22 protein-coding genes are annotated in these 25,564 nt (G+C 38.4%); all 22 read left to right on the top strand.

All coding sequences use genetic code 11. The annotated features are described in order from the left end of the window. The first annotated feature begins 68 nt into the window (after positions 1-68). Positions 69-290 carry a hypothetical protein gene (locus SAY88_RS07635; RefSeq protein WP_332630679.1) on the top strand — a complete coding sequence of 74 codons (222 nt, stop codon included), beginning with the start codon at positions 69-71 and terminating at the stop codon, positions 288-290. Positions 291-497: 207 nt separating this feature from the next. Continuing rightward, positions 498-1,658 (top strand): ADP-forming succinate--CoA ligase subunit beta, encoded by a 1,161-nt coding sequence (gene sucC, locus SAY88_RS07630; RefSeq protein ID WP_332630678.1) that lies wholly within the window; start codon positions 498-500, stop codon positions 1,656-1,658. 16 nt (positions 1,659-1,674) lie between these two features. Then, positions 1,675-2,589 (top strand): succinate--CoA ligase subunit alpha, encoded by a 915-nt coding sequence (gene sucD / locus SAY88_RS07625; RefSeq protein WP_332630676.1) that lies wholly within the window; start codon positions 1,675-1,677, stop codon positions 2,587-2,589. 69 nt (positions 2,590-2,658) lie between these two features. Further along, a complete protein-coding gene (dprA, locus tag SAY88_RS07620; protein ID WP_332630675.1) occupies positions 2,659-3,531 on the top strand; it encodes a DNA-processing protein DprA in 873 nt (290 codons plus the stop codon). Between the two features lie 144 nt (positions 3,532-3,675). Further along, a complete protein-coding gene (topA, locus tag SAY88_RS07615) occupies positions 3,676-5,751 on the top strand; it encodes a type I DNA topoisomerase (protein ID WP_332630673.1) in 2,076 nt (691 codons plus the stop codon). Positions 5,752-5,929: 178 nt separating this feature from the next. Next, a complete protein-coding gene (gene trmFO / locus SAY88_RS07610) occupies positions 5,930-7,237 on the top strand; it encodes an FADH(2)-oxidizing methylenetetrahydrofolate--tRNA-(uracil(54)-C(5))-methyltransferase TrmFO (protein ID WP_332630671.1) in 1,308 nt (435 codons plus the stop codon). A 71-nt stretch (positions 7,238-7,308) separates the two neighbouring features. Then, the gene (locus SAY88_RS07605) at positions 7,309-8,205 is read left to right on the top strand and encodes a tyrosine-type recombinase/integrase (RefSeq protein ID WP_332630669.1); all 897 of its coding nucleotides are present in this window, start codon (positions 7,309-7,311) and stop codon (positions 8,203-8,205) included. 24 nt (positions 8,206-8,229) lie between these two features. Further along, a complete protein-coding gene (gene hslV / locus SAY88_RS07600) occupies positions 8,230-8,775 on the top strand; it encodes an ATP-dependent protease subunit HslV (protein WP_332630668.1) in 546 nt (181 codons plus the stop codon). 27 nt (positions 8,776-8,802) lie between these two features. Next, positions 8,803-10,200: an ATP-dependent protease ATPase subunit HslU gene (hslU, locus tag SAY88_RS07595; protein ID WP_332630739.1), complete on the top strand. Its 1,398-nt coding sequence runs from the start codon at positions 8,803-8,805 to the stop codon at positions 10,198-10,200. A gap of 18 nt (positions 10,201-10,218) precedes the next feature. Next, positions 10,219-10,998, top strand: a complete 780-nt coding sequence (gene codY / locus SAY88_RS07590; RefSeq protein ID WP_250095382.1) for a GTP-sensing pleiotropic transcriptional regulator CodY — start codon at positions 10,219-10,221, stop codon at positions 10,996-10,998. A gap of 61 nt (positions 10,999-11,059) precedes the next feature. After that, complete coding sequence (locus SAY88_RS07585; protein WP_332630666.1) at positions 11,060-11,242, top strand: DUF6115 domain-containing protein; 183 nt, start codon at positions 11,060-11,062, stop codon at positions 11,240-11,242. Between the two features lie 161 nt (positions 11,243-11,403). Then, positions 11,404-12,126 carry a 30S ribosomal protein S2 gene (gene rpsB / locus SAY88_RS07580; RefSeq protein WP_250095414.1) on the top strand — a complete coding sequence of 241 codons (723 nt, stop codon included), beginning with the start codon at positions 11,404-11,406 and terminating at the stop codon, positions 12,124-12,126. 141 nt (positions 12,127-12,267) lie between these two features. Continuing rightward, the gene (gene tsf, locus SAY88_RS07575) at positions 12,268-13,149 is read left to right on the top strand and encodes a translation elongation factor Ts (RefSeq protein ID WP_332630664.1); all 882 of its coding nucleotides are present in this window, start codon (positions 12,268-12,270) and stop codon (positions 13,147-13,149) included. 78 nt (positions 13,150-13,227) lie between these two features. Beyond that, positions 13,228-13,947, top strand: a complete 720-nt coding sequence (gene pyrH, locus SAY88_RS07570; RefSeq protein WP_034629591.1) for a UMP kinase — start codon at positions 13,228-13,230, stop codon at positions 13,945-13,947. Then, positions 13,947-14,504: a ribosome recycling factor gene (gene frr / locus SAY88_RS07565; RefSeq protein WP_332630662.1), complete on the top strand. Its 558-nt coding sequence runs from the start codon at positions 13,947-13,949 to the stop codon at positions 14,502-14,504. The genes pyrH and frr overlap by 1 nt, the downstream gene beginning before the upstream one ends. Positions 14,505-14,651: 147 nt before the next feature. Beyond that, positions 14,652-15,419, top strand: a complete 768-nt coding sequence (gene uppS / locus SAY88_RS07560) for an undecaprenyl pyrophosphate synthase (protein ID WP_332630660.1) — start codon at positions 14,652-14,654, stop codon at positions 15,417-15,419. A 14-nt stretch (positions 15,420-15,433) separates the two neighbouring features. Further along, positions 15,434-16,231: a phosphatidate cytidylyltransferase gene (locus SAY88_RS07555; protein ID WP_332630658.1), complete on the top strand. Its 798-nt coding sequence runs from the start codon at positions 15,434-15,436 to the stop codon at positions 16,229-16,231. A 43-nt stretch (positions 16,232-16,274) separates the two neighbouring features. After that, positions 16,275-17,423 carry a 1-deoxy-D-xylulose-5-phosphate reductoisomerase gene (locus SAY88_RS07550; protein WP_332630657.1) on the top strand — a complete coding sequence of 383 codons (1,149 nt, stop codon included), beginning with the start codon at positions 16,275-16,277 and terminating at the stop codon, positions 17,421-17,423. Between the two features lie 20 nt (positions 17,424-17,443). Continuing rightward, entirely contained in the window at positions 17,444-18,700 is a 1,257-nt protein-coding gene (rseP, locus tag SAY88_RS07545) for an RIP metalloprotease RseP (protein ID WP_332630656.1), read from the top strand. Positions 18,701-18,731: 31 nt separating this feature from the next. Next, complete coding sequence (locus SAY88_RS07540; protein WP_332630655.1) at positions 18,732-20,435, top strand: proline--tRNA ligase; 1,704 nt, start codon at positions 18,732-18,734, stop codon at positions 20,433-20,435. 120 nt (positions 20,436-20,555) lie between these two features. Further along, on the top strand, positions 20,556-24,857 hold the full coding sequence (locus tag SAY88_RS07535) for a PolC-type DNA polymerase III (RefSeq protein WP_332630654.1): 4,302 nt from the start codon (positions 20,556-20,558) through the stop codon (positions 24,855-24,857). Between the two features lie 207 nt (positions 24,858-25,064). After that, complete coding sequence (gene rimP / locus SAY88_RS07530) at positions 25,065-25,535, top strand: ribosome maturation factor RimP (RefSeq protein ID WP_332630652.1); 471 nt, start codon at positions 25,065-25,067, stop codon at positions 25,533-25,535. Positions 25,536-25,564: the final 29 nt, after the last annotated feature.

Raw genomic sequence — 25,564 nt, 5'->3', positions numbered from 1 at the left:
TAGTATGAACAATCTTGGACATACTACCAATGCTAGCTTTTTTACATTGTAATAAAAGGAGGATGGCAATGAAGAATGAAAAAATCCCTAATGGAAAGTCAGAATCTTTATTAATCCATAAGGAAGAGTATGCACATGAATTCGGCATTCATCATTCTGTTCAAGAGACAGATGCGATGAGTAATATGACAAAAAAACGTTTAAATCAAAAGAAAAATAAGAAACAGGAGAAAACGGTAGATAAAATACAACGAGCCAATTCTAAAGACCATTCCAGTCCAAGTGATTAGGAGGTTTAATCATATATATTTCTCCAATTTATTCCTTAGTGAAAGGATTCAAATGTCGAATTTTTTAACTAATTTGAATTAGGGAGGGATTTCCCCCTCCCCAATTTAAGAAAACAATGGTAGAATAAAGAAGGATTCAGCCATTCAACCTCGAAAGTATTAGAATGGCATGAAAATACATGCAATTGATAGGAGGATGGAGAGAGAATGAATATCCACGAGTATCAAGGAAAAGAGTTGCTTCGTCAGTACGGTGTTGCTGTTCCGAATGGCAAGGTAGCGTTCTCGGTTGAAGAAGCAGTAGAAGCAGCAAAGGAATTAGGTTCAAAAATTAATGTTGTTAAAGCACAAATCCATGCAGGTGGACGTGGGAAAGCCGGTGGAGTAAAAGTTGCTAAAGATTTAGATGAAGTTCGTACATATGCAGATGAGATTTTAGGTAAGACACTAATAACTCATCAGACTGGACCAGAAGGCAAAGAAGTAAAGCGCTTACTTATTGAAGAAGGATGCGATATTCAAAAAGAATATTATATCGGTTTAGTATTAGATCGTGCCACTTCTAAAGTTGTTATGATGGCTTCTGAAGAAGGTGGAACAGAAATTGAAGAAGTAGCGGAAGCGACTCCTGAGAAAATTTTTAAGGAGATAATAGACCCAGCGGTCGGTTTGCAAGGATTCCAAGCTCGCCGTCTTGCTTTTAACATCAACATGCCTAAGGAATTAGTAGGGCAAGCAGTGAAATTCATGTTAGGTCTTTATAAAGTGTTTGTTGAAAAGGATTGTTCGATTGCTGAGATTAACCCACTTGTTACAACGGGCGATGGGAAAGTTATGGCGTTGGATGCGAAGCTAAACTTTGATTCTAATGCTTTGTACCGTCAAAAAGATATTTTAGCATACCGTGACCTTGAAGAAGAAGATGCAAAAGAAATTGAAGCATCAAAATACGACCTAAGTTACATCTCTTTAGATGGGAATATTGGTTGTATGGTTAATGGTGCAGGTCTTGCTATGGCAACAATGGATATCATTAAACATTACAATGGTGACCCGGCTAACTTCCTTGATGTAGGTGGCGGAGCAACGGCAGAAAAGGTAACTGAAGCGTTCAAGATCATCCTTTCAGATGAAAGCGTTAAAGGAATTTTTGTCAACATCTTTGGTGGTATTATGAAGTGTGACATTATTGCTGAAGGGGTGGTTGAAGCAACGAAGCAAGTTGGACTTGAAATACCTCTAGTTGTTCGTTTAGAAGGTACGAACGTTGACCTAGGTAAGAAAATTCTTAAAGAATCAGGTTTAAATATTACAGCTGCAGATTCAATGGCTGATGGCGCACAAAAAATCGTTTCATTAGTGAAATAGAAAGGCGGGACGAAAGATGAGTATCCTTATTAACAAAGATACAAAAGTTATTGTACAAGGGATTACAGGTGCTACAGGGTTATTCCATACACAACAAGCTATCGAGTACGGCACGAATATTGTTGGTGGTGTTACTCCTGGTAAAGGTGGAACAGAGGTAGAAGGTATTCCAGTATTTAATACAGTTAGTGAAGCAGTAAAAGCAACTGGTGCTAATGCATCCGTTATTTACGTACCACCTGCTTTTGCAGCTGATGCAATTATGGAAGCAACAGATGCTGAACTAGATTTAGCAATTTGTATTACCGAAGGAATTCCGGTAATGGATATGGTTAGTGTGAAGCGCTATATGGAAGGAAAGAAAACACGCTTAGTAGGACCAAACTGCCCTGGTGTTATTACACCGGAAGAATGTAAAATTGGAATTATGCCAGGATACATTCATAAAAAAGGTCATGTAGGAGTTGTCTCTCGCTCTGGTACTCTAACTTATGAAGCTGTACATCAATTATCAACAAATGGTATTGGCCAATCATCAGCTGTTGGTATTGGAGGAGACCCGGTAAATGGTACAGACTTCATCGATGTTTTAAATCTATTCAATGAAGACCCGGATACTTATGCTGTGATTATGATTGGTGAAATTGGTGGAACTGCAGAAGAGGAAGCTGCTGAATGGGTAAAAGCAAATATGACGAAACCTGTTGTTGGCTTCATCGGTGGTCAAACAGCACCTCCTGGAAAGCGTATGGGGCATGCTGGTGCAATTATTTCTGGAGGGAAAGGTACAGCTGCTGAAAAGATTAAAACGATGGAAAGCTGCGGCATAAAAGTAGCTGAGACACCTTCTGTTATGGGAGAAACGTTAATCTCTGTTCTTAAAGATAAGGGATTACTAGAAAAATGTACAACACATAAAGTAACGAACTAATTAAATAGAAGAAAGTCCTCTAACTTATGAGGGCTTTCTTCCTATTGAAAAAAAGGAGCTGGTCTCTTAATGTCTGAGTTTCGAAAACGGCTCATTCATATTCACAGTTGTTCGAGTGTTTCTAGAAATATGATACGTGCTATGCTAAATATAGACCCTCAATTACTGAAAATCTATGATTCCTCCGTTGCCCTCTTGCAGACGCATTTTAAGCTGTCGAATGAAAAGGCACAAACGATCCACGCTTATTTAAAACGTTCTTGTCCTGGTCAATACTTAAATTACCTTCAAGCTAAGAATATATTTGTTTATACCATTTTAGACTCAGAATACCCAGCTATATTAAAACAGATATATGACCCACCCCTTGTTTTGTATGGAATGGGGGTAAAAGACATTATTTTTTCAGAAAAGCGCCTCGCGGTCATTGGAACTAGAACACCCACATCAATAGGTAGCAAAACCGTTTCCGCTATTATTCCCCCCCTTTCAGAACAAGGCTGGACCATTGTTAGTGGTTTTGCTAGAGGAATCGATTCTTTAGCTCATTGGCAAGCACTACATTCAACAGGTCAAACGATTGCAGTTTTGGGTTCAGGCCATTCATTTATCTATCCAAAAGAAAATGTTCAATTATTTTCACAAATGTCGAAAAAACAATTAATTGTTTCTGAGTATCCACCTAATACCCCACCACAAAAATGGCATTTCCCTGCTCGAAATCGAATTATCAGCGGCTTATCTAAAGCTGTGCTAGTTATTGAAGCGAAAGAAAAAAGTGGCTCGTTAATTACGGCAGATCAAGCATTAGAGCAAGGTCGAGATGTGTTTGCTATTCCCGGTTCCATTCTTTCGCCACAATCGAAAGGTACAAACTTTCTGATTCAACAAGGGGCGAAACTTGTTATGAATGCAGATGACATCTTGCAGGAATTACAATGAAGAAACACGTCATTTCTACAAAAAATGACAAAAACCACCCTCGGCTTGTTTCAATAATTTCCATCTCTTGTTTGACAAATAGCAAAAGTCTGTTTAATAATAGGGAAGATTTTAATTATATCTTCGAGAGAGGGAGTTAATTACATGGCCGATTATTTAGTAATCGTTGAATCTCCCGCCAAAGCAAAGACCATTGGAAAGTATTTAGGGAAAAAATTTATTGTAAAAGCTTCAATGGGACATGTTAGAGACTTACCAAAAAGTCAAATGGGAGTAGATGTTGAAAAAAATTATGAGCCCAAGTACATTACAATACGTGGAAAAGGTCCCGTTTTAAAAGAATTAAAAACAGCTGCTAAAAAAGTTAAGCGAATCTATCTCGCGGCTGACCCCGATAGAGAAGGTGAAGCGATTGCTTGGCATCTTGCTCACAGTCTCGACATTGATGAGAATTCAGATTGTAGAGTCGTATTTAATGAAATTACGAAACAGGCAATTAAGGACGCTTTCAAAACGCCACGTCCAATTAATATGGATTTGGTTGACGCTCAGCAAGCTAGAAGAATTCTCGATCGTTTAGTTGGTTATAACATTAGCCCATTATTATGGAAGAAAGTAAAAAAAGGGTTAAGCGCTGGTCGAGTTCAATCAGTAGCAGTAAAGATGATTATTGAAAGAGAAAAAGAAATTCAGAGTTTTGTTCCTGAGGAATATTGGAGTATACCTGCACAGTTTTCGCTAGAAGCTGAAACGTTTGATGCTAAATTCTACGGGATTGAAGGAAAGAAACAAGAGTTAAAATCTGAAGAGGAAGTAAAAGCTGTTCTTTCAAAGCTTAGTAACAATCAATTCGATGTTACGTCCGTTAAAAAGAGAGAAAGAAAGCGAAATCCAGTGTCTCCTTTCACTACTTCATCATTGCAACAAGAAGCGGCTCGAAAATTAAATTTCCGAGCTAAGAAGACAATGATGATTGCCCAACAATTATACGAAGGAATTGAGCTCGATAAAAAAGAGGGTGCAGTTGGGTTAATTACTTATATGCGTACCGATTCTACTCGAATTTCGGAAACGGCTCAAGCAGAGGCAAAACAGTATATTGTAGAAAACTATGGAGAAGAGTTCACACGGAAGGAAGAACGTGCAGCTAAAAAAGATAAAAAAGCACAAGATGCCCATGAAGCAATTCGACCAACGTCTGTTTTCAAAGATCCAAAAACGGTTAAAGCTTATTTGTCTAGAGATCAATTAAGACTATACAAACTAATTTGGGAACGAATGGTTGCCAGTGAAATGGCTCCTGCGATCATGGATACGATGACGGTTGATATTGAGCAAAACGGGGTACAATTTAGAGCAACAGGATCAAAAGTCAAATTTGCAGGTTTTATGAAAGTGTATATCGAAGGTAACGATGACGGAAAAAAAGAAGAAGATCGTCTCTTGCCAAATTTAGAGGAAGGTCAAAAGGTTGAAAAGGTAGACATCGAACCCAATCAACATTTCACACAGCCTCCTCCGAGATATACAGAAGCTAGGCTCGTTAAGACAATGGAAGAGCTCGGGATAGGTCGCCCGTCAACATATGCACCAACGTTAGACACGATTCAAAGACGTGGGTATGTTGCCCTTGAGGACAAACGATTTGTTCCAACGGAATTAGGACAAATCGTATTAGAGCTCATCGTTGAATTCTTCCCAGAAATTCTAGATGTTGAATTTACAGCAAAAATGGAAAATGACCTTGATTCTATTGAAGATGGGCAACAAGAATGGATTCGAATTATCGATGAATTTTATCATGGGTTTGAAAAACGTTTAACAGTCGCTGAAGAAGAAATGAAAGAAGTCGAAATCAAAGATGAACCTGCTGGTGAAGACTGTGAAAAATGTGGTCATGAGATGGTTTATAAAATGGGCAGATACGGCAAGTTTATGGCGTGCTCAAACTTTCCAGATTGTCGTAACACAAAAGCAATTGTTAAAGACATAGGTGTGAAGTGTCCATCGTGTAAAGAAGGAAACATTGTTGAGAGAAAAAGTAAGAAACGTCGGATTTTCTACGGTTGTGATCGATATCCAGAATGTGAATTTCTTTCTTGGGATAAGCCGATTGCACGTCCTTGTCCAAAGTGTGGAAAAATGCTGGTTGAGAAGAAAACGAAAAAAGGTGTACATGTAGAATGCTCTGCATGTGATTACAAGGAAGATTCCAATTAACTCGTAGGTAAGTTGAAAATCTTGAAGTTGTTTCCTGTATTATGATAATATAGTTTAATGATAAAGAGAGAGGGTGGCTCAGGTCAAATGTCTTACCTCTAGTGCACAAATTGTGCTTACTAGACGGATGGATCTTTGTGAGCCACCCTCATTTCTACTGTAAGATGGAGGGATTATTTTGTCAGAACAACATGTTAACGTAATCGGTGCAGGGCTTGCTGGCAGTGAAGCTGCATGGCAACTTGCAAAGAGAGGCGTTACTGTCCATTTATATGAAATGCGTCCGGTTAAACAAACACCGGCTCACCATACTGATAAATTTGCTGAATTAGTTTGCAGCAACTCGCTTAGGGGTAATAGTTTAACAAACGCTGTTGGTGTTTTAAAAGAAGAAATGAGAAATTTGGACTCAGTTATCATTCGTTCAGCAGATGATGCTTCTGTACCTGCAGGGGGAGCATTGGCTGTAGATCGCCACGAATTTGCAGGTGCAGTTACAGAACGTGTCAAAAACCATCCAAATGTGACCGTCTACAATGAGGAAATTACTTCAATACCAGAAGGTCCAACAATTATAGCGACGGGGCCTTTAACATCTGAGCACCTTTCAAAACAATTGAGAGAGTTAACAGGTGAAGAATATTTATATTTTTATGATGCAGCTGCACCAATTATCGAAACAGAATCGATTGATATGAATAAAGTATATAAAAAATCAAGATATGATAAGGGAGAAGCTGCATATTTAAATTGCCCGATGACGGAAGAAGAATTCGATCGTTTTTATGAGGCCCTAATTGAAGCTGAAACCGTGCCTTTAAAAGAGTTTGAAAAAGAAATTTTCTTTGAAGGCTGTATGCCAATTGAAGTAATGGCTAAACGGGGTCGTAAAACGATGCTTTTTGGACCGATGAAGCCGGTTGGTCTTGAACACCCTGAAACGGGCAAAAGACCATTTGCTGTTGTTCAATTAAGGCAAGACAATACATCGGGTACTCTATATAATATTGTTGGATTCCAAACGCATTTAAAATGGGGTCCGCAAAAAGAAGTCCTGCAGTTAATACCTGGATTAGAAAATGCTGAAATTGTACGCTATGGCGTCATGCACCGAAATACTTTTATTAACTCTCCAAACCTTCTTAAACCAACATATCAATATAAAGATCGAGATGATTTGTTTTTTGCCGGTCAAATTACAGGCGTAGAAGGTTATGTTGAATCGGCTGCAGCTGGACTGGTAGCTGGTATTAATGCTGCAAATTATGTGCAAGGGAAAGAAATGATTATCTTTCCTGAAACAACCGTCATTGGCAGTATGGCTAACTACATTACGACAGCAAATAAAAAGAACTTCCAGCCTATGAATGCTAACTTCGGACTTCTTCCGCCATTAGAGGAACGTATTCGCGATAAAAAAGAAAGGTATGAACAGTTAGCAAACCGAGCGCTTGGCGCAATTCAGAATTTTGTGAAAAAAGTGTAAATATCGTTGTCAGAGCTACTAAATCATGATAGAATTTAGTAGCTCTGTGAGTATTAGGTGGTGTCCCGTATTTGTCAGAACAGTCCTGGCTAGATTTATTTATTACATACTTGCAACTAGAAAAGAATAGCTCTGTCCATACGTTGAGAAATTATAAGAATGATATAGAGGACTTTCAAAGCTTTATGAAGAGCTCCCAGATTTCTTCCTTTTCTGATGTAACCGTTAACGATATTCACAAATATACGTCGGTATTGTTTGAAAAGTATTCGGAGAAGACCATTGCTAGAAAGATATCTGCATTGAGAAGCTTTTATAAGTTTCATATGAATGAGGGACGGGTAAGAGAGAATGGATTCGCTGCAGTGGATTTACCAAAAAGATCTGAGCGAATACCGACATTTCTAAATGAAGATGAAATGAGTAAGCTTTTTTATGAAATGACGGGAAACAAGCCGCTTGATCAGCGAGACCGTGCGATTTTGGAATTGCTTTATGCTACTGGAATGAAGGTAAGTGAATGTAGCAAGATCCAAATCGAAGATATTGACTTCTCTATAGGAACTGTTTTGATCCAAGGGAAAAGGCGAAAAGAACGTTATTCACCGATTAATACATTTGCAATATTGGCATTGCAAAAGTATATTAAGGATGGACGTAAAGTACTTATACAAAAAGCGAAACAACATCATTCATCATTGTTTCTTAATTTCCGTGGTGGGGTGCTTTCAGATAGAAGCATTCGAACCATTGTTCATAAACGGATGAAGCATATAGCAAGTAGTAAAGAGCTTCGTCCGCAAGATATAAGATATTCTTTTGCTGCTCATTTATTAAATAATGGAGCTGATTTACGGGTTGTTCAAGAATTATTAGGACACGAACATTTTTCAACGACTCAACTTTATGCGCATGTTACAAAGAACCGATTGAAAGATGTATACAAACATTCTCATCCTAGAGCATAATTGGGGTGTAAGGAGGATATAGAGATGGATCAATCTTTTCACGCGACGACCATTTTTGCTGTTCAACATAATGGAGAATGTGCAATGGCAGGTGATGGCCAAGTAACATTCGGAAATGCTGTCGTGATGAAGCATACGGCAAAAAAAGTTCGAAAAATTTACCAAGGTAAGGTAATCGCTGGTTTTGCCGGATCAGTTGCAGACGCCTTTACGCTATTTGAAAAATTTGAAGGGCGTTTAGAAGAGTACAATGGTAACCTTCAACGGGCAGCAGTAGAGCTTGCAAAAGAGTGGAGAAGTGATAAGGTGCTCAGAAGACTTGAAGCTATGCTGATTGTCATGAATAAAGAGCATTTATTACTTGTGTCTGGAACTGGTGAAGTTATAGAACCTGATGACGGTATATTGGCTATTGGCTCTGGTGGAAATTATGCGTTGTCTGCTGGGAGGGCATTAAAAAAGCATGCTCCAGAGTTATCTGCAAAAGACATCGCACGTGCTTCCTTAGAAACAGCTGGTGAAATTTGCGTTTACACGAACTTGAATATTATCGTTGAAGAACTTAAATAGTGAACCGATACGGGATTGGAGAGTGCTATTGTGAAATCGAACTTAACCCCTAGAGAGATTGTTAACCGCTTGAATCAGTTTATAGTAGGTCAGGAAGAAGCAAAAAAGTCAGTGGCTATTGCATTACGGAATCGCTACCGTCGAAGTTTACTTGATAACAAGATGAAAGACGAGATCACTCCAAAGAACATCTTAATGATCGGACCTACGGGTGTAGGTAAGACAGAAATAGCTAGAAGGTTAGCAAAGCTAGTTGGCGCCCCTTTTGTAAAAGTAGAGGCAACAAAGTTTACAGAAGTTGGTTATGTTGGACGTGATGTCGAATCAATGATCAGAGACCTGGTAGAAACAAGCGTTAGAATCGTTAAAGAAGAAAAAACGCATCAAGTACGAGGTCAGGCAGAAATGAATGCGAACGAACGCATTGTTGAGTTACTTGTTCCTAAAGCGAAAAAACAATCTTCATACAAAAATCCATTTGAAATGATTTTTGGCGGGCAACAAGGAACACAAGAAGTTGAGCCAGACCAAATGGAAGAAACAAATATAGCAGAGCGTCGTAAGCAAATGGCGCATAAGCTAGCCTTAGGCGAGTTAGAAGACCATATGGTGACAGTGGAAGTCGATGAACAGTCACAAGGCTTTATGGATATGTTCCAAGGTCAAGGCATGGAGCAAATGGGAATGAATATGCAAGAAATGCTAGGTGGTATGCTTCCAAAGAAGAGGAAAAAGAGACGTTTACCAGTATCTGATGCAAGAAAAGTTCTTATAGAAGAAGAGGCTCAGAAATTAATTGATATGGATGAAGCCACTCAAGAAGCCGTTTCAAGAGCGGAACAACTTGGAATCATCTTTATTGATGAGATCGATAAAGTTGCGAGCAAAGGACAACAGTCGGCTGATGTCTCACGTGAAGGGGTTCAACGTGATATTTTGCCAATTGTGGAAGGATCTACAGTTGTTACGAAACATGGCTCAGTAAAAACCGATCATATTTTATTTATCGGTGCAGGGGCGTTTCACATGGCAAAACCGTCAGATCTTATACCAGAATTACAGGGGCGTTTTCCAATTCGAGTTGAGCTTAATAATTTAACAGTAGAAGACTTTGTTCGGATATTAGTCGAACCAAACAATGCTCTAATTAAGCAATATGTAGCACTTCTTGAAACGGAAGGTATAAAAGTGACGTTTTCGGACGAAGCTGTTCATAAGATTGCGACAATTGCAACGGAAGTCAATCAAGAAACGGAAAACATTGGTGCAAGACGATTACATACGATTCTAGAGCGTTTATTAGAGGACCTTTCGTTTGAAGCACCAGATATAAATTTAGAGGAAATAGTCATCACACCAGAGTATGTAGAAGAAAAATTAGCTTCTATTGCGAAAAATCGAGATCTTAGCCAATTTATTTTATAAGTTGCAGGAGGAGAAATTATGGATTTATTAACTAGAACGAGAAAAATTAATGAAATGTTACAAAAAACGGGCGTGCAGCATGTCAATTTCAAAGATATGGCTGAAACACTTCGTGATACGATCAGTGCGAATATCTTTGTAGTTAGTCGTCGTGGGAAATTGTTAGGGTATGCTATTAAGCAAGAAATTGAAAACGAACGAATGAAGAAAATGTTAGAAGATCGTCGCTTTCCAGAAGAGTATACTGATGGACTATTTAAGATCGAAGAAACATCAGCTAACCTAGATATCGAAAGTGAGTACACTGCCTTCCCAGTAGAGAATAAAGATTTATTTAGCAGCGGCCTTACAACAATTGTACCTATACAAGGTGGAGGTCAACGTCTTGGTACATTAATCCTAGCTCGCTTAAATGATTCATTTAATGATGATGACCTAATTCTAGCTGAGTACGGGGCTACTGTAGTTGGAATGGAAATTCTTCATGAAAAAACACAGGAAATTGAAGAGGAAGCTAGAAGCAAGGCAGTGGTACAAATGGCTATTAGTTCACTTTCTTATAGTGAGCTAGAAGCTGTTGAGCATATTTTCCACGAGTTAGATGGGAAAGAAGGACTTCTTGTGGCAAGTAAGATCGCTGATCGAGTTGGAATTACTCGTTCTGTAATTGTTAATGCTCTTCGTAAACTTGAAAGTGCGGGTGTCATTGAATCTCGTTCTTTAGGAATGAAGGGGACATATATTAAAGTACTCAATGATAAGTTCCTCGTTGAACTAGATAAGTTAAAAGCTAAATAGGTTTAATTAAGGGAATAGAGCGTATGTTATGTACGTTCTTTTTTTTGCTCTATAATATTTGTTGGGATTAAGAAACTATATCCCTCCAATTATGAAAGAAGAAAAGGGCGCAGATATATATCAACAGTCAGATACAGCAAAAGTGATTGCACTATCGAAAAAAGGATTAGATAAAGGACAAATTGTTAAAAAATTAGGTTTAGGAAAAGGTGAAGTAGAGTTAATGTTGAAATTTTATCGTTAATGTCTAATTCTGCTTGCAACAAGGCTTTTGATATGATATATTAATCAACGGTGTTAATCACACACGCCCTCTAATTTATGTGATGGTGCTGATATTTCAGTGTCGCATAGAGATGATGAGAGCGGAGGAAAAAAAAACCAATTTTAAAGGAGGTGTTTGATGTGGCAGTAATTTCCATGAAGCAATTACTAGAAGCTGGGGTACACTTCGGTCACCAAACTCGTCGTTGGAACCCTAAGATGGATCGCTACATCTTCACAGAACGTAACGGTATTTACATTATTGATTTACAAAAAACAGTAAAAAAGGTTGAGGAAGCGTATAATTTTGTACGTGACTTAGCAGCTGACGGAGGAAAAATCCTTTTCGTTGGTACGAAAAAGCAAGCTCAAGATTCTGTTAAAGAAGAAGCTGAGCGTTGTGGTATGTACTTCATTAACCAACGTTGGTTAGGTGGTACATTAACGAACTTCGAAACAATCCAAAAGCGTATTACTCGTCTTAAGAATCTTGAGAAGATGCAAGAAGACGGTACATTCGATGTTCTTCCTAAGAAAGAAGTTATCCTTCTTAAAAAGGAAATGGAGCGTTTAGAAAAGTTCTTAGGCGGTATCAAGGATATGCAAGGAATTCCTGACGCACTTTTTGTTATTGATCCTCGTAAAGAGCGCATTGCAATTGCGGAAGCTCACAAATTGAACATTCCAATCGTTGCGATTGTAGATACAAACTGTGACCCTGATGAAATTGATTATGTAATTCCAGGAAACGATGATGCAATTCGTGCTGTTAAACTTTTAACAGGTAAAATGGCAGATGCAGTAATCGAAGCTACTTCTGGTGAAGAAGAAGCAACTGAAGTTGAAGAAACAACAACAGCTTAATTTCATTTACTAAAAAAGGGTGGTAAAGGGGGATTACCCTTTTGCCATCTTTTTTTGTAAATTTGATTACTTTTCGCAAGTAATTTTTGTTTATTCGTTCATGTACGTGTACATACTGACACTATTAAGGAGGCGTTTTGAATGGCTGTAACAGCAAGTATGGTAAAAGAATTGCGTGAAAAAACTGGCGCAGGAATGATGGATTGTAAGAAGGCATTAACTGAAACTAATGGTGATATGGACAAAGCGGTAGATTTTCTTCGTGAAAAAGGAATTGCAAGTGCTGCGAAAAAAGCTGATCGTGTAGCAGCTGAAGGTCTTGCTCTTGTAAAGTCTGAAGGAAACAAAGCAGTTATCGTTGAAGTTAACTCTGAAACAGACTTCGTAGCTAAAAACGAGAACTTCCAAAAACTAGTTGGAGACCTAGCTTCACACCTTATTTCTAACTCTCCTGCATCTGTTGAAGAAGCTCTAGAGCAACCATTTGCAGATGGACAATCTGTTCAAGAATACATCAATGCTTCTATTGCGAAAATTGGAGAAAAAATTTCTTTGCGTCGCTTTGAAGTTGTAGAAAAAGAAGATGGTGACGTATTTGGTGAGTACCTACATATGGGTGGACGTATTGGGGTCCTTTCAGTAGTGGGTGGATCAACTGATGCTGAACTTGCAAAAGATATTGCAATGCACGTAGCTGCAATCAATCCAACATATGTTTCTCGTGATGAAGTGTCACAAGAGGAAGTTGAACGTGAGCGTGAAGTGTTAACGCAACAAGCATTAAATGAAGGCAAACCAGCTAATATCGTTGAAAAAATGGTAGAAGGTCGTCTTTCTAAATATTTTGAGCAAGTATGTCTATTAGATCAACCATTTGTTAAAGATGGGGATCAAAAAGTTGGTAAATTTGTTCAAAACAAAGGTGCTTCTGTAAAAAGCTTTATCCGTTATGAAGTTGGAGAAGGCATGGAAAAACGCGAAGAAAACTTCGCTGAAGAAGTAATGTCTCAAGTTAAGAAGTAAATTTTTGCGAGTAGGGGCACAGTGTGTCCCTTTTTTCAGAGAGAATACAACAACTTCAACTCATGTCGGAGGGTTTTCATGCAAACATATAAACGAGTAATATTAAAGCTAAGTGGTGAAGCATTAGCGGGAGAACAAGGGTATGGAATTGACCCAATTGTTATTCAATCTGTAGCGAAACAAATTAAAGAAATTGTTGAACTGCAAGTAGAAGTGGCTGTTGTTGTCGGCGGTGGTAACATTTGGCGTGGGATGGCTGGAAGTGCAAAGGGCATGGACCGTGCGACAGCAGATTATATGGGAATGCTAGCAACGGTGATGAATTCATTAGCTTTGCAAGATAGCTTAGAGGATATCGGTTGTGAGACACGTGTACAAACATCGATTGAGATGCGACAAGTAGCTGAACCGTATATTCGTCGCAAGGCGATTCGCCACCTTGAAAAGAAACGTGTTGTTATTTTTGCTGCGGGCACTGGGAATCCGTATTTCTCAACAGATACTACAGCTGCGTTAAGAGCTGCTGAAATTGAAGCTGAAGTTATCTTAATGGCGAAAAACAAAGTGGACGGTGTTTATAGTGCAGATCCATCAGTTGATGCAAATGCGAAGAAATACACGAAAATTTCTTATATGGATGTCCTAAAAGAAGGATTAGCAGTAATGGATTCAACAGCTTCTTCATTATGTATGGATAATGACATACCGTTGATTGTCTTCTCTATTATGGAAGAAGGAAATATTAAGCGAGCAGTTCTAGGTGAAGAAATTGGTACATTAGTTAGGGGGAACTCATAATGTCAGCTGAAGTAAAAAAAGATGCCGAACAACGCATGGCAAAAGCAATTGAATCTTTAAACCGCGAGTTAGCTAAATTAAGAGCAGGGCGCGCGAATCCAGCGTTACTTGATCGTGTTACAGTAGAATATTACGGTGCTGAAACACCACTTAATCAACTAGCAACGATTTCAGTTCCTGAAGCTAGATTACTTACTATTCAACCATTTGATAAATCATCGATTGCAAATATCGAACGTGCAATTCAAATGGCTGATCTTGGGTTGACTCCTTCAAATGATGGAACGGTAATCCGTATTCAGATCCCTCCATTAACGGAAGAGCGCCGTAAGGATCTGGTTAAGTTAGTAAAAAAAGCAGCCGAAGAGGCAAAGGTAGCTGTACGTAATGTTCGTCGTGATGCAAATGATGATTTAAAGAAACGTCAAAAAGATGGCGAAATGACGGAAGATGAGCTTCGTCGCAGCACGGATGATGTTCAAAAATTAACAGACAAAAATATTGCGCAAGTAGATGAGGTAGCAGAAAAGAAAGAAAAAGAAATCATGGAAGTGTAAGCAAGTTCCATGTAAAATAGACATAGTAAAAGACCCTCTTTTATTCTAGGGGGTTTTTTACACTTTCTTAGTGGTTATGAGTCTTCGAAAAAAAGGCAAAGCTAAATGAAGATGAACCTGCTGCTTACATAGATGGAGGGCGCAAACATGCTTGAAAAGTTAACAAAATGGAAATCAACTATGTCATCGCAAGAAAAAAGCAAAGATATAGATGATATAAATGTCCCTAAACACATAGCTATTATTATGGATGGAAATGGACGCTGGGCAAAACAGAAAGGCTTGCCACGTATAGCTGGACATCGAGAAGGTATGAAAGTCATTAACAAAATCGTTCGCAAAGCTGACGATCTTGGTATTGAAATCTTAACATTATACGCATTTTCAACAGAAAACTGGAAACGGCCGAAGACGGAAGTTGACTATTTATTAAAGTTGCCTGAACGTTTTCTTAATAAAGAATTACCAACCCTAATAGAAAAAAATGTGAAAGTGCGTTTAATGGGGAGTATTGATAAATTACCAGAACATACAAAGAAAGCTGTTGCAAAAGCGGTAAAAGATACAGAAAACAACACGGGATTGGTTTTAAATTTTGCTCTTAATTACGGAAGTCGTTATGAACTTATGAATGCTGTAAAAGAGATTGCACAGCAAGTTGAAAGGGGATCATTGCAAGCCTCTGAAATTGATGAGTCTGTTCTAACAGAGCACCTTATGACTGCAGAGTTGCGTGACCCAGATCTTCTAATTCGTACTAGTGGAGAACTACGGCTTAGCAATTTTATGCTTTGGCAAGTGGCGTATAGTGAGTTTTGGTTTACAGATGTTCTATGGCCAGATTTTAACGAGCAGCACCTAGTAGAAGCCATTTCCGTCTATCAAAAAAGAGCGCGGAGATACGGTGGCGTTTAAAGGGGCGAAGTAATATGAAACAGAGAATTGTTACGGGAATAATAGGTGGAGCTGTTTTCGTTACGATGGTTTTGCTTGGTGGGTGGATTTTCTCCTTGTTTATTTCAATCTTAGCGTCGGTAGCTATGATTGAATTGTTGAAAATGAAAAGAATCGCGCCTATTTCGATTATGGGGATCATTAGTCTTTTATCGATGTGGTTATTATTAGTTCCAACAAACTGGTTTGAACAAGTTGTTCCGTCACATTTTACAAAAGTAGAAATTTTTATTTTTGTTATATTAGTTTTGCTTATGTTTACAGTTATAACGAAAAATACGTTTACATTTGATCAAGTTGGTTTTGTCATACTGTCATCTGTATATGTGGGTTTTGGCTTTCATTACTTAATTATGACAAGAGAAATACCGGATTATGGAGTGTATCTTGTGTTTTTTGTTTTGGTTATCATTTGGACAACCGATTCAGGTGCTTATTTTGTCGGGCGTAAGTTTGGGAGAAATAAATTGTGGCCAGATATCAGTCCGAAGAAAACAATTGAAGGGTCAATAGGTGGCATAATAGCTGCTGTTAGTATAGGATCTGCTTTTTATTTTTATTTTCCAATCTTCCCTAGTTATATTACGGCACTATTCGTAATTATTGTTGCTTCAGTATTTGGCCAATTGGGCGATTTAGTTGAATCTGCGTTAAAAAGGCATTATTCTGTAAAGGATTCAGGCAATGTTCTACCAGGACATGGAGGGATTTTAGATCGGTTTGACAGTTTGATATATGTTATGCCAATATTACATTTGCTTCAGCTAATCTAAGATAGAAAAAAGGGAAATTGATTTTATAATAGTAGGTGAAAAAGTGAAGCGTATAAGTTTGTTAGGGGCTACGGGTTCAATCGGAACACAAACATTAGATGTGATTCGTAAACATCCAAAACATTTTTCAGTAAAGTCGATGTCAGTGGGAAGAAATATAGATCTTGCGTTACAACAAGTTCATGAATTTGCTCCAGCACTTTTGTCAGTACAATCGAAGGAGGATTATGATAAACTAATTCATAATGTTCCTAAAGAGACGAAGGTTGTTTATGGAACAGACGGGTTAGTGGAAGTTGCAACGACACCAGACTCTGATATACTCGTTAATGCCGTTCTCGGCAGTGTGGGCTTGTCGCCGACGCTTGCTGCGATTCAGGCAGGAAAAACGATAGCTATAGCTAATAAAGAAACATTGGTAACAGCAGGGCACATTGTTACTGATGCTGCGAGCCGCCATAATGTCTCACTGATTCCAGTGGATAGTGAGCATTCGGCTATTTTTCAAGCATTAAATGGAGAAAATATTAATGAGGTAGATCGCTTAATCTTAACAGCGTCTGGTGGGAGTTTCCGAGATAGATCACGTGATGAATTAGAAGGTGTTACTGTTTCGGAAGCTCTAAATCATCCTAATTGGTCAATGGGGGCAAAAATTACAATTGATTCAGCCACAATGATGAATAAAGGGTTAGAGGTTATTGAAGCGCACTGGCTATTTAATATTCCATATGAGAAAATTGATGTTGTCTTACATAAAGAAAGTATTATTCATTCAATGGTTGAGTACATAGATGGAAGTGTGATTGCCCAACTAGGAACTCCCGATATGCGTGTACCTATTCAATATGCGTTAACATACCCAGAACGGTTTGATTCTATATCAAATGAACGACTACATCTATGGGAAATCGGTTCTTTACATTTCAAAAAGTTAGATATGGATAGATTTCGCTGTATGAGGTTTGCCTATGAAGCAGGGAAGGCTGGGGGAACGATGCCAACGGTCTTAAACGCTGCAAATGAGATAGCTGTTGCATGCTTTTTAGAGGGACGTATATCTTTCTTAGAAATTGAGCATGTAATTGAGAAAGCTCTTGAAGAACATACCGTAATTAACCAGCCCACACTAGAAGAGATAATAAAAGTTGATGCCGAGACGAGGGCCTTTATCCACTCTACCATCAAATAAGAAAGGTGGACGATTAACTGATGAATACGTTAATATCAGTCATAATTATTTTTGGACTACTTGTTTTCATTCACGAATGGGGGCATTTATACTTTGCCAAACGAGCAGGTATCTTATGTCGGGAGTTTGCTATTGGGTTTGGGCCTAAGATTTTTTCTTTTAAACGTAATGAAACAGTGTATACCATTCGTCTGCTTCCGATAGGTGGATTTGTTCGAATGGCTGGCGAAGATCCTGAAATGATTGATATTAAGCCAGGTTATGAAATAGGTCTTGTTTTTAATGCAGCAAGAAAAGTTAGTAAAATAATTGTTAATAACAAGTCCAAGCATCCTGAAGCACTTGTCGTACAGGTAGAAAAAATAGATTTAGAACACAAACTTATTATTGAAGCTTATAACGACGAAGGGGAAAGAATCCAATATCAAGTTGATGAACAAGCAGCTCTTGTACAAGATGAGCAAGAAACGCAAATCGCTCCTTGGCATCGTCAATTTGGGTCTAAGACAGTAGGTCAACGTGCACTTGCTATTTTCGCAGGACCAATGATGAATTTCATTTTAGCTGTAGCTATTTTGATTGCCTTTGCATTGTTCCAAGGAATGCCTGTAGATGAAGCACGTATTGGTGACGTTACACCAGATAGTGCAGCTCTTGAAGCAGGCTTACAAGAAGGAGATCAGGTTTTTTCGATAGATGGACAACCGATTGATAATTGGGAAGAGATGACAGCAATTATTCAGCAACATCCAAATGAGTCCATTGTTTTTGAAGTAGAGCGTAACGGTCAAACGCTAACGATTCCCGTAACACCTGATGAAAGAGTGGGACAATTTGGTGATCCAGAAGGATTTGTTGGGATTGCTAGGCCAACTGAATTCTCGTTAATGGGTTCGATTGTTTTCGGCTTTACGCAAACGTATATGTTTATGACAATGATTTTTGAAGTACTTGGTATGATTGTAACGGGGAATTTTTCATTAGATTATGTAGCCGGTCCTGTTGGTATTTACAATTACACAGGAGAAGCCGCGGCGATGGGGATCTTTGTTTTAATGCAATGGGCAGCTGCACTTAGTGTTAACTTAGGAATTATTAATTTGCTCCCTATACCTGCAATGGACGGTGGACGTTTAATCTTTATTGGGCTTGAAGCAATTAGAGGAAAGCCGATGGATCCACAAAAAGAAGGACTAGTTCACTTTATTGGATTTGCTTTACTCATGCTATTAATGATTGTTGTAACATGGAACGATATTAATAAATTTTTCATGTAAGTGAAATGACAAGTGGGAAAGGACTTAAAAAATGAGACAAAGGAATTATTTAACACCTACATTACGGGATGTACCAGCTGATGCAGAAATAAAAAGTCATCAGCTTATGCTAAGATCAGGACTTATTCGCCAAACGGCTTCTGGAATATATTCATACTTGCCTTTAGGGAAAAAAGTACTTAGGAAAGTTGAAGAAATTATTCGGAGTGAAATGGACGAAGCTGGGGGACAAGAAGTACTTATGCCAGCTATTCAGCCTGCTGAACTGTGGGAAGAATCTGGTCGTTTAGGTGATTATGGTCCAGAGCTTATGAGGTTGAAAGACCGACATGAGCGTGACTTCGTTCTTGGTGCTACCCATGAAGAAGTAATTACAACTCTCGTTCGTGACGATGTGAAATCTTACAAAAAGCTTCCGATGAACTTATATCAAATACAAACGAAATATCGTGATGAAAGAAGACCTAGATTTGGTGTACTTCGTTCACGTGAATTTATTATGAAGGATGCATATTCATTTGATACATCACAAGAAGGGCTTGATAAAAGCTATCAAGATATGTATTCCGCTTACCAAAATATCTTCTCACGTTGCGAGCTTGATTTTCGTGCGGTTGAGGCTGATTCAGGAGCAATTGGCGGTACGGATACTCATGAGTTTATGGTTCTTAGTGAAATTGGCGAAGACACGATTGCATATTCTGATCAATCAGATTTCGCTGCGAACATTGAAATCGCTCCTGTGTTCGTGAAGTATGACAAGTCGTCTGCAGAACCGTTAGCTCTTGAAAAGGTTGACACACCAAATACAAAGACGATTACTGAACTTACATCGTTTTTACATGTGAATTCGAGTGAAACAATAAAGTCGCTTCTCTTTATTGTGAATAAAGAACCAGTGCTTGTTCTTGTACGTGGAGATCATGAAGTAAATGAGATTAAAGTAGGCAATGCCCTTGGAAAAGCAGTAGTAGAACTGGCTACTCCAGAACAAACAGCTAATATTTTAGGTTGCGAAACAGGATATATTGGGCCAATTGGTGTACCTAGTTCAGTAAAGATCATTGCTGATAGTGCTGTTGAATTTATTACAAACGGTGTTTGCGGAGCGAATGAAAAGGATAAGCATTATAAAAATGTTAATCCAGGTCGAGATTTTGAAGTTGCATGTTATGAAGATCTTCGTCTTATTCAAGAGGGCGATCCCTCTCCAGATGGTAAGGGTACGATTCAATTTGCCAAAGGAATTGAAGTTGGGCATGTGTTTAAACTTGGGACAAAGTACAGTGAGGCTCTCGGAGCAACATACTTAGACGAAAATGGAAAAACACAAACGATGATTATGGGTTGTTATGGTATCGGTGTATCCAGGACAGTGGCTGCCATTGTTGAACAACATCATGATGATAATGGAATTGTTTGGCCAGTCTCTGTTGCTCCATTTGATCTACATTTAGTTACGATAAATGTAAAAGATGAAGATCAAAAAAATCTTGGGGAAGAGCTTTATCAAACTTTAAAACAGGAACGGTATGATGTATTATTTGATGATCGCCCTGAGCGTGCAGGTGTGAAGTTTAAGGATTCAGATTTACTAGGCTTACCAATTCGAGTTGGTGTTGGTAAGAAAGCTTCTGAAGGAATTGTTGAGTTGAAAATAAGAAAGACTGGGGAAATGATTGAAGTCCATGTCTCTGACTTACTTGATACGTTAAAAAAGCTGCTAAGTAAATAACCTACAGTTATATATTTATGTTAAAATGGTATCTCATCTCAATGAGGTACCATCTCTTTTCATGTAGAAAAAATCAAATTAAAATAGAAATAAGATTTAAAGAGCGGGGAGGTTGTTTGGATGTCACAAGATGAACAAATACGTAAGGAACGACTTCAGTTGCTTCTCCAACAATTACAAATGCCCGACCAACTAGTTAATACACATTTTCAAGATGCACTAATTAGAAAGTTAGTGATCTCGAAGGAAAAAAGGGCGTGGCATTTTCATATTGAAGTACCTGTTGTTGTACCAGCTCAAGTTTATGAATTATTTGCTGAGAGATTAAAAGTAACATTTGAACATATAGCCACTGCTACTTTTACATTTCACTATCAACGCCTTCAGTTAGAGGAGTCAGAGTGGATTGATTATTGGCCGTTTATCATTTCAAAATTATCACAAATCTCGGATGGGATTCGTGAATTATTGAGAAAGCAAGCACCGAAGTATGATGGGAAAAGGCTTGTTATCCAAGTGCGTAATGAGACAGAAGCTGTTGCACTAAAGAGGAAACTATCTGAACCCTTTCAAACAACACTTGTTCAACTGAGTTTACCGCCTGTCAATATCGATACACATATTCATGAATCAAAACAAGAGTTTGAGAAGTTTGTTGAACAGCGAGAGCAAGAAGATCATTCAAAAGTGGTCGAAGCAATTTTAGAGAAGAAGAAAAACGAACAGCAAGCTGAAAAAGAGCTTAGTGGCAAGCCGTTAGTCATTGGTTATCCGATTAAAGACGAGCCTATGCCGCTAGAGGCAATTATAGATGAGGAACGACGAGTCACTGTACAAGGTTACGTATTTGATGCAGAAACTAGGGAACTAAGAAGTGGACGAACGTTATTAACCTTTAAAATTACTGATTACACAGATTCGATCCTAGTTAAAATGTTTTCAAGAGACAAGGAAGATGTCCCACTTCTACAAGCTATAAAAAAAGGCATGTGGGCAAAAGTACGTGGTGGTATTCAAAATGATACATTTGTACGTGATTTAGTGATGATCGGAAACGATGTCAACCAACTAAATCCTGTTGAACGAATCGATTCTGCAGCAGAGGAAGAGAAACGAGTTGAACTTCATTTGCATACGACAATGAGTCAAATGGACGGCATTGTTTCTGCAGGGCGATATGTAGAACAAGCGGCTAAATGGGGTCACCCGGCCGTCGCAATTACGGATCATGGGGTTGTACAATCTTTTCCAGAAGCTTATTCATCGGGGAAAAAGCATGGGATTAAAGTATTGTATGGCATCGAAGCGAATTTGGTAGATGATGGTGTGCCAATTGCCTATAACGAAGCTCACCGTTTATTAATGGAAGATGAGTACATTGTATTTGATGTTGAAACGACAGGCTTATCAGCTGTTTATAACACGATTATCGAACTTGCTGCTGTCAAAATCAAAGGTGGGGAAATCATTGACCGGTTTGAATCTTTTGCAGATCCACATGAACCGTTAACAAATACCATTATCGAACTAACAGGCATCACAGATGATATGGTTAAAGGTCAGCCAGAAGTTGCTGATGTTCTTCGTGAATTTAAAGAATTTGTCGGTGATGGAATTTTAGTTGCTCATAATGCTAGTTTTGATATGGGCTTTCTAAACGTCGGTTATCAGAAAATTGGTCTAGGCGAAGCGACGAACCCAGTCATTGATACGTTAGAATTAGGGCGATTCCTTTATCCAGAATTGAAAAATCATCGACTTAATACGCTCTGTAAAAAGTTTGATATTGAACTCGTCAGCCACCACCGAGCCATTTACGATGCTGAAGCAACGGGATATTTGTTATGGAAAATGGTGAAAGATGCCAATGAACGTGAGATAACGTATCATGATCAATTAAACGAACATATGGGGCAAGGGAATTTCCATCGTCAGCGTCCTGCTCATTGTACAATTTTAGCGCAAACACAAGAAGGGTTAAAAAATCTTTATCAACTTGTGTCCATGTCGCACCTAGATTATTTCTTCCGGACACCTAGAATTCCAAGATCTCAGCTTCAAAAGCACCGTAATGGTTTGTTAATTGGTTCAGCCTGTGATAAAGGTGAAGTTTTTGAAGGAATGATGCAAAAGTCAGTGGATGAGGTGGAGGAAATTGCTAAATTCTATGACTATATTGAAATTCAGCCACTGGCGACGTATCAACATTTAATAGAGAAAGAACTAGTGAAAAATGATGCAGCATTAGAGGAAATTGTCTCGAATATTGTTAAGCTTGGAGAGAAGTTAGACAAGCCAGTTGTTGCAACAGGCAATGCCCATTATTTACACAAAGAAGATTATATTTACCGCAAAATTCTAATTGCGTCACAAGGTGGAGCTAATCCGCTTAATAAACAAACATTGCCTGAGGTGCATTTCCGTACGACTGATGAAATGTTGGAAGCTTTTGCTTTTTTAGGTGATGAGAAGGCTAAAGAAGTTGTCGTCACAAATACGCAAAAGGTTGCCAATTTAATCGATGAAGTTCATCCGATTCCAGATGATTTATATACGCCTAAAATTGAAGGGGCGGATGATGAGATTAGGGAAATGAGTTATAGCATGGCCAAAAGTATCTATGGAGAAGATTTACCAGAAATTGTAGAAGCTCGAATCGAGAAAGAGCTCAAGAGTATTATTGGTCATGGCTTTGCTGTTATTTATTTAATTTCACACAAGCTTGTTAAAAAATCATTAATTGATGGTTATTTAGTAGGTTCTCGGGGTTCAGTAGGGTCTTCATTAGTCGCTACATTAACAGAAATTACTGAGGTTAACCCACTCCCCCCGCATTACGTTTGTCCAAACTGTCACCATTCTCATTTCTTTGATGATGGTTCAGTCGGTTCAGGGTTTGATTTGCCAGATAAAGATTGTCCTGAATGTGGATCAGCCTATATTAAAGATGGACAAGATATCCCGTTTGAAACGTTTCTAGGCTTTAAAGGAGACAAAGTTCCTGATATTGATTTGAACTTCTCTGGGGAGTATCAGCCGCGTGCTCATCATTATACAAAGGAATTATTCGGTGAAGAGTATGTATATCGTGCAGGTACAATTGGTACTGTAGCTGAGAAAACTGCCTATGGATATGTGAAAGGGTATCAAGGAGATCATGACCTTCATATGAGAGGGGCAGAAATTGATCGTCTCGTCTCGGGATGTACTGGAGTAAAACGAACGACAGGACAACATCCTGGTGGAATCATCGTTGTTCCAGATTATATGGATATACATGATTTTTCCCCTATCCAGTTTCCTGCTGATGATAAAAATTCAGAATGGCGAACAACGCATTTTGATTTCCATTCAATTCACGATAATTTACTGAAATTAGATATTCTTGGGCACGATGACCCGACGGTTATTCGCATGCTTCAAGATTTAAGTGGAATTGATCCAAAGACAATTCCAACCGATGATCCTGAAGTAATGAAGATCTTTAGCGGACCAGATGTATTAGGAGTAACAGAAGAACAAATTATGTGTAAGACAGGGACACTAGGTATCCCAGAGTTTGGTACAAGGTTTGTTCGTCAAATGCTTGAAGAAACAAAACCAAGCACATTTTCTGAACTAGTTCAGATTTCTGGTTTATCTCATGGTACGGATGTTTGGTTGAATAATGCGAATGAGCTTATTTATAATGGCACTTGTGAACTAAAAGACGTGATTGGCTGTCGTGACGATATAATGGTTTACTTGATATACAAGGGACTTGAGCCTTCTTTAGCGTTTAAAATAATGGAGTTTGTTCGAAAAGGGAAAGGTCTTCAACCAGAGTGGATTGATGAAATGAAAAAGCATGATGTTCCTGATTGGTACATCGGTTCATGTCTGAAAATCAAATATATGTTCCCGAAAGCCCACGCAGCAGCATACGTGTTAATGGCTGTTCGAATTGCTTATTTTAAAGTTCATCACCCTATTTTGTATTATGCTTCTTATTTTACTGTGCGTGCAGATGATTTTGATTTAGATACAATGATTAAAGGACCAGCTGCTATAAAAGCAAAAGTACAAGAAATTAACGCAAAAGGATTAGATGCATCTCCTAAAGAGAAATCTGTTCTCACCGTTCTTGAACTTGCGTTAGAAATGTGTGAAAGAGGATTCTCATTCCAAAAAGTTGATTTGTACCGTTCTAGTGCAACTGAGTTTATTGTAGAGGAAAATACGCTCTTGCCTCCTTTTAATGCAATGACTGGTGTGGGGACAAATGCGGCCCTTAATATTGTAAAAGCAAGAGGGAATGGCGAATTTCTCTCTAAAGAAGATCTGCAGCAACGAAGTAAGTTAACAAAGACGGTGTTAGAACATTTAGATGAGCATGGATGTTTAGAGGGAATGCCTGATTCCAATCAGCTTTCTCTGTTCTAGTTCTGTTGCAATGCGTAGTATAGTATGGTATTGTGTTATATGGTAATACTTAGAATATGTTACGCAAAAGAGTGGGGAAACCCACTCTTTCGTTGTTCGATCTACTTTTTTCTAGTAAAACAAGCGGCGTAACTGAAGATACTATCAATAATCATTATTCGGTTCGCTATCCATACATGAAATAGTAGAACAGCGAGGAGGGTACAGATGAGTAAGAAAGTCACTGAAATCACAAGTGAATTAGTAACGCCCATTTTAGATGAGCTTAACCTAGAACTTGTAGAGGTAGAATTTAAAAAAGAAGGACCGAATTGGTTTTTACGAATCTTTATTGACTCAGATACAGGAGTAGACCTTGAAGACTGTGGTGTTGTAAGTGAAAAGCTGAGTGAAAAACTTGATGAGCTTGATCCAATTCAACAAGCTTATTTTCTAGAAGTATCATCACCAGGAGCAGAGAGGCCACTAAAAAAGGAAAAAGATATAACGAAAGCCATTGGGAAAAATGTCTACGTCACAACATATGAACCAGTTGACGAGGAAAAGACTTTCGAAGGCAAACTGATTAATTTTAATGGTGAAAATTTAGAAATTGAAGTGAAAATAAAAACTCGTAAAAAAGTGTATACAATCCCATACGCGAAAGTAGCAAACGCAAGGTTAGCCATTATTTTCTAAAACGCTTATCTTGACCATTGAAAGGGGGA

This window comes from Halalkalibacter flavus, from assembly GCF_036663575.1.
In the GTDB taxonomy this organism is placed as follows: domain Bacteria; phylum Bacillota; class Bacilli; order Bacillales; family Bacillaceae_D; genus Halalkalibacter; species Halalkalibacter flavus.
Note: the sequence above shows the minus strand (reverse complement) of the source record. Positions and strands in the feature narration are given on the sequence as shown.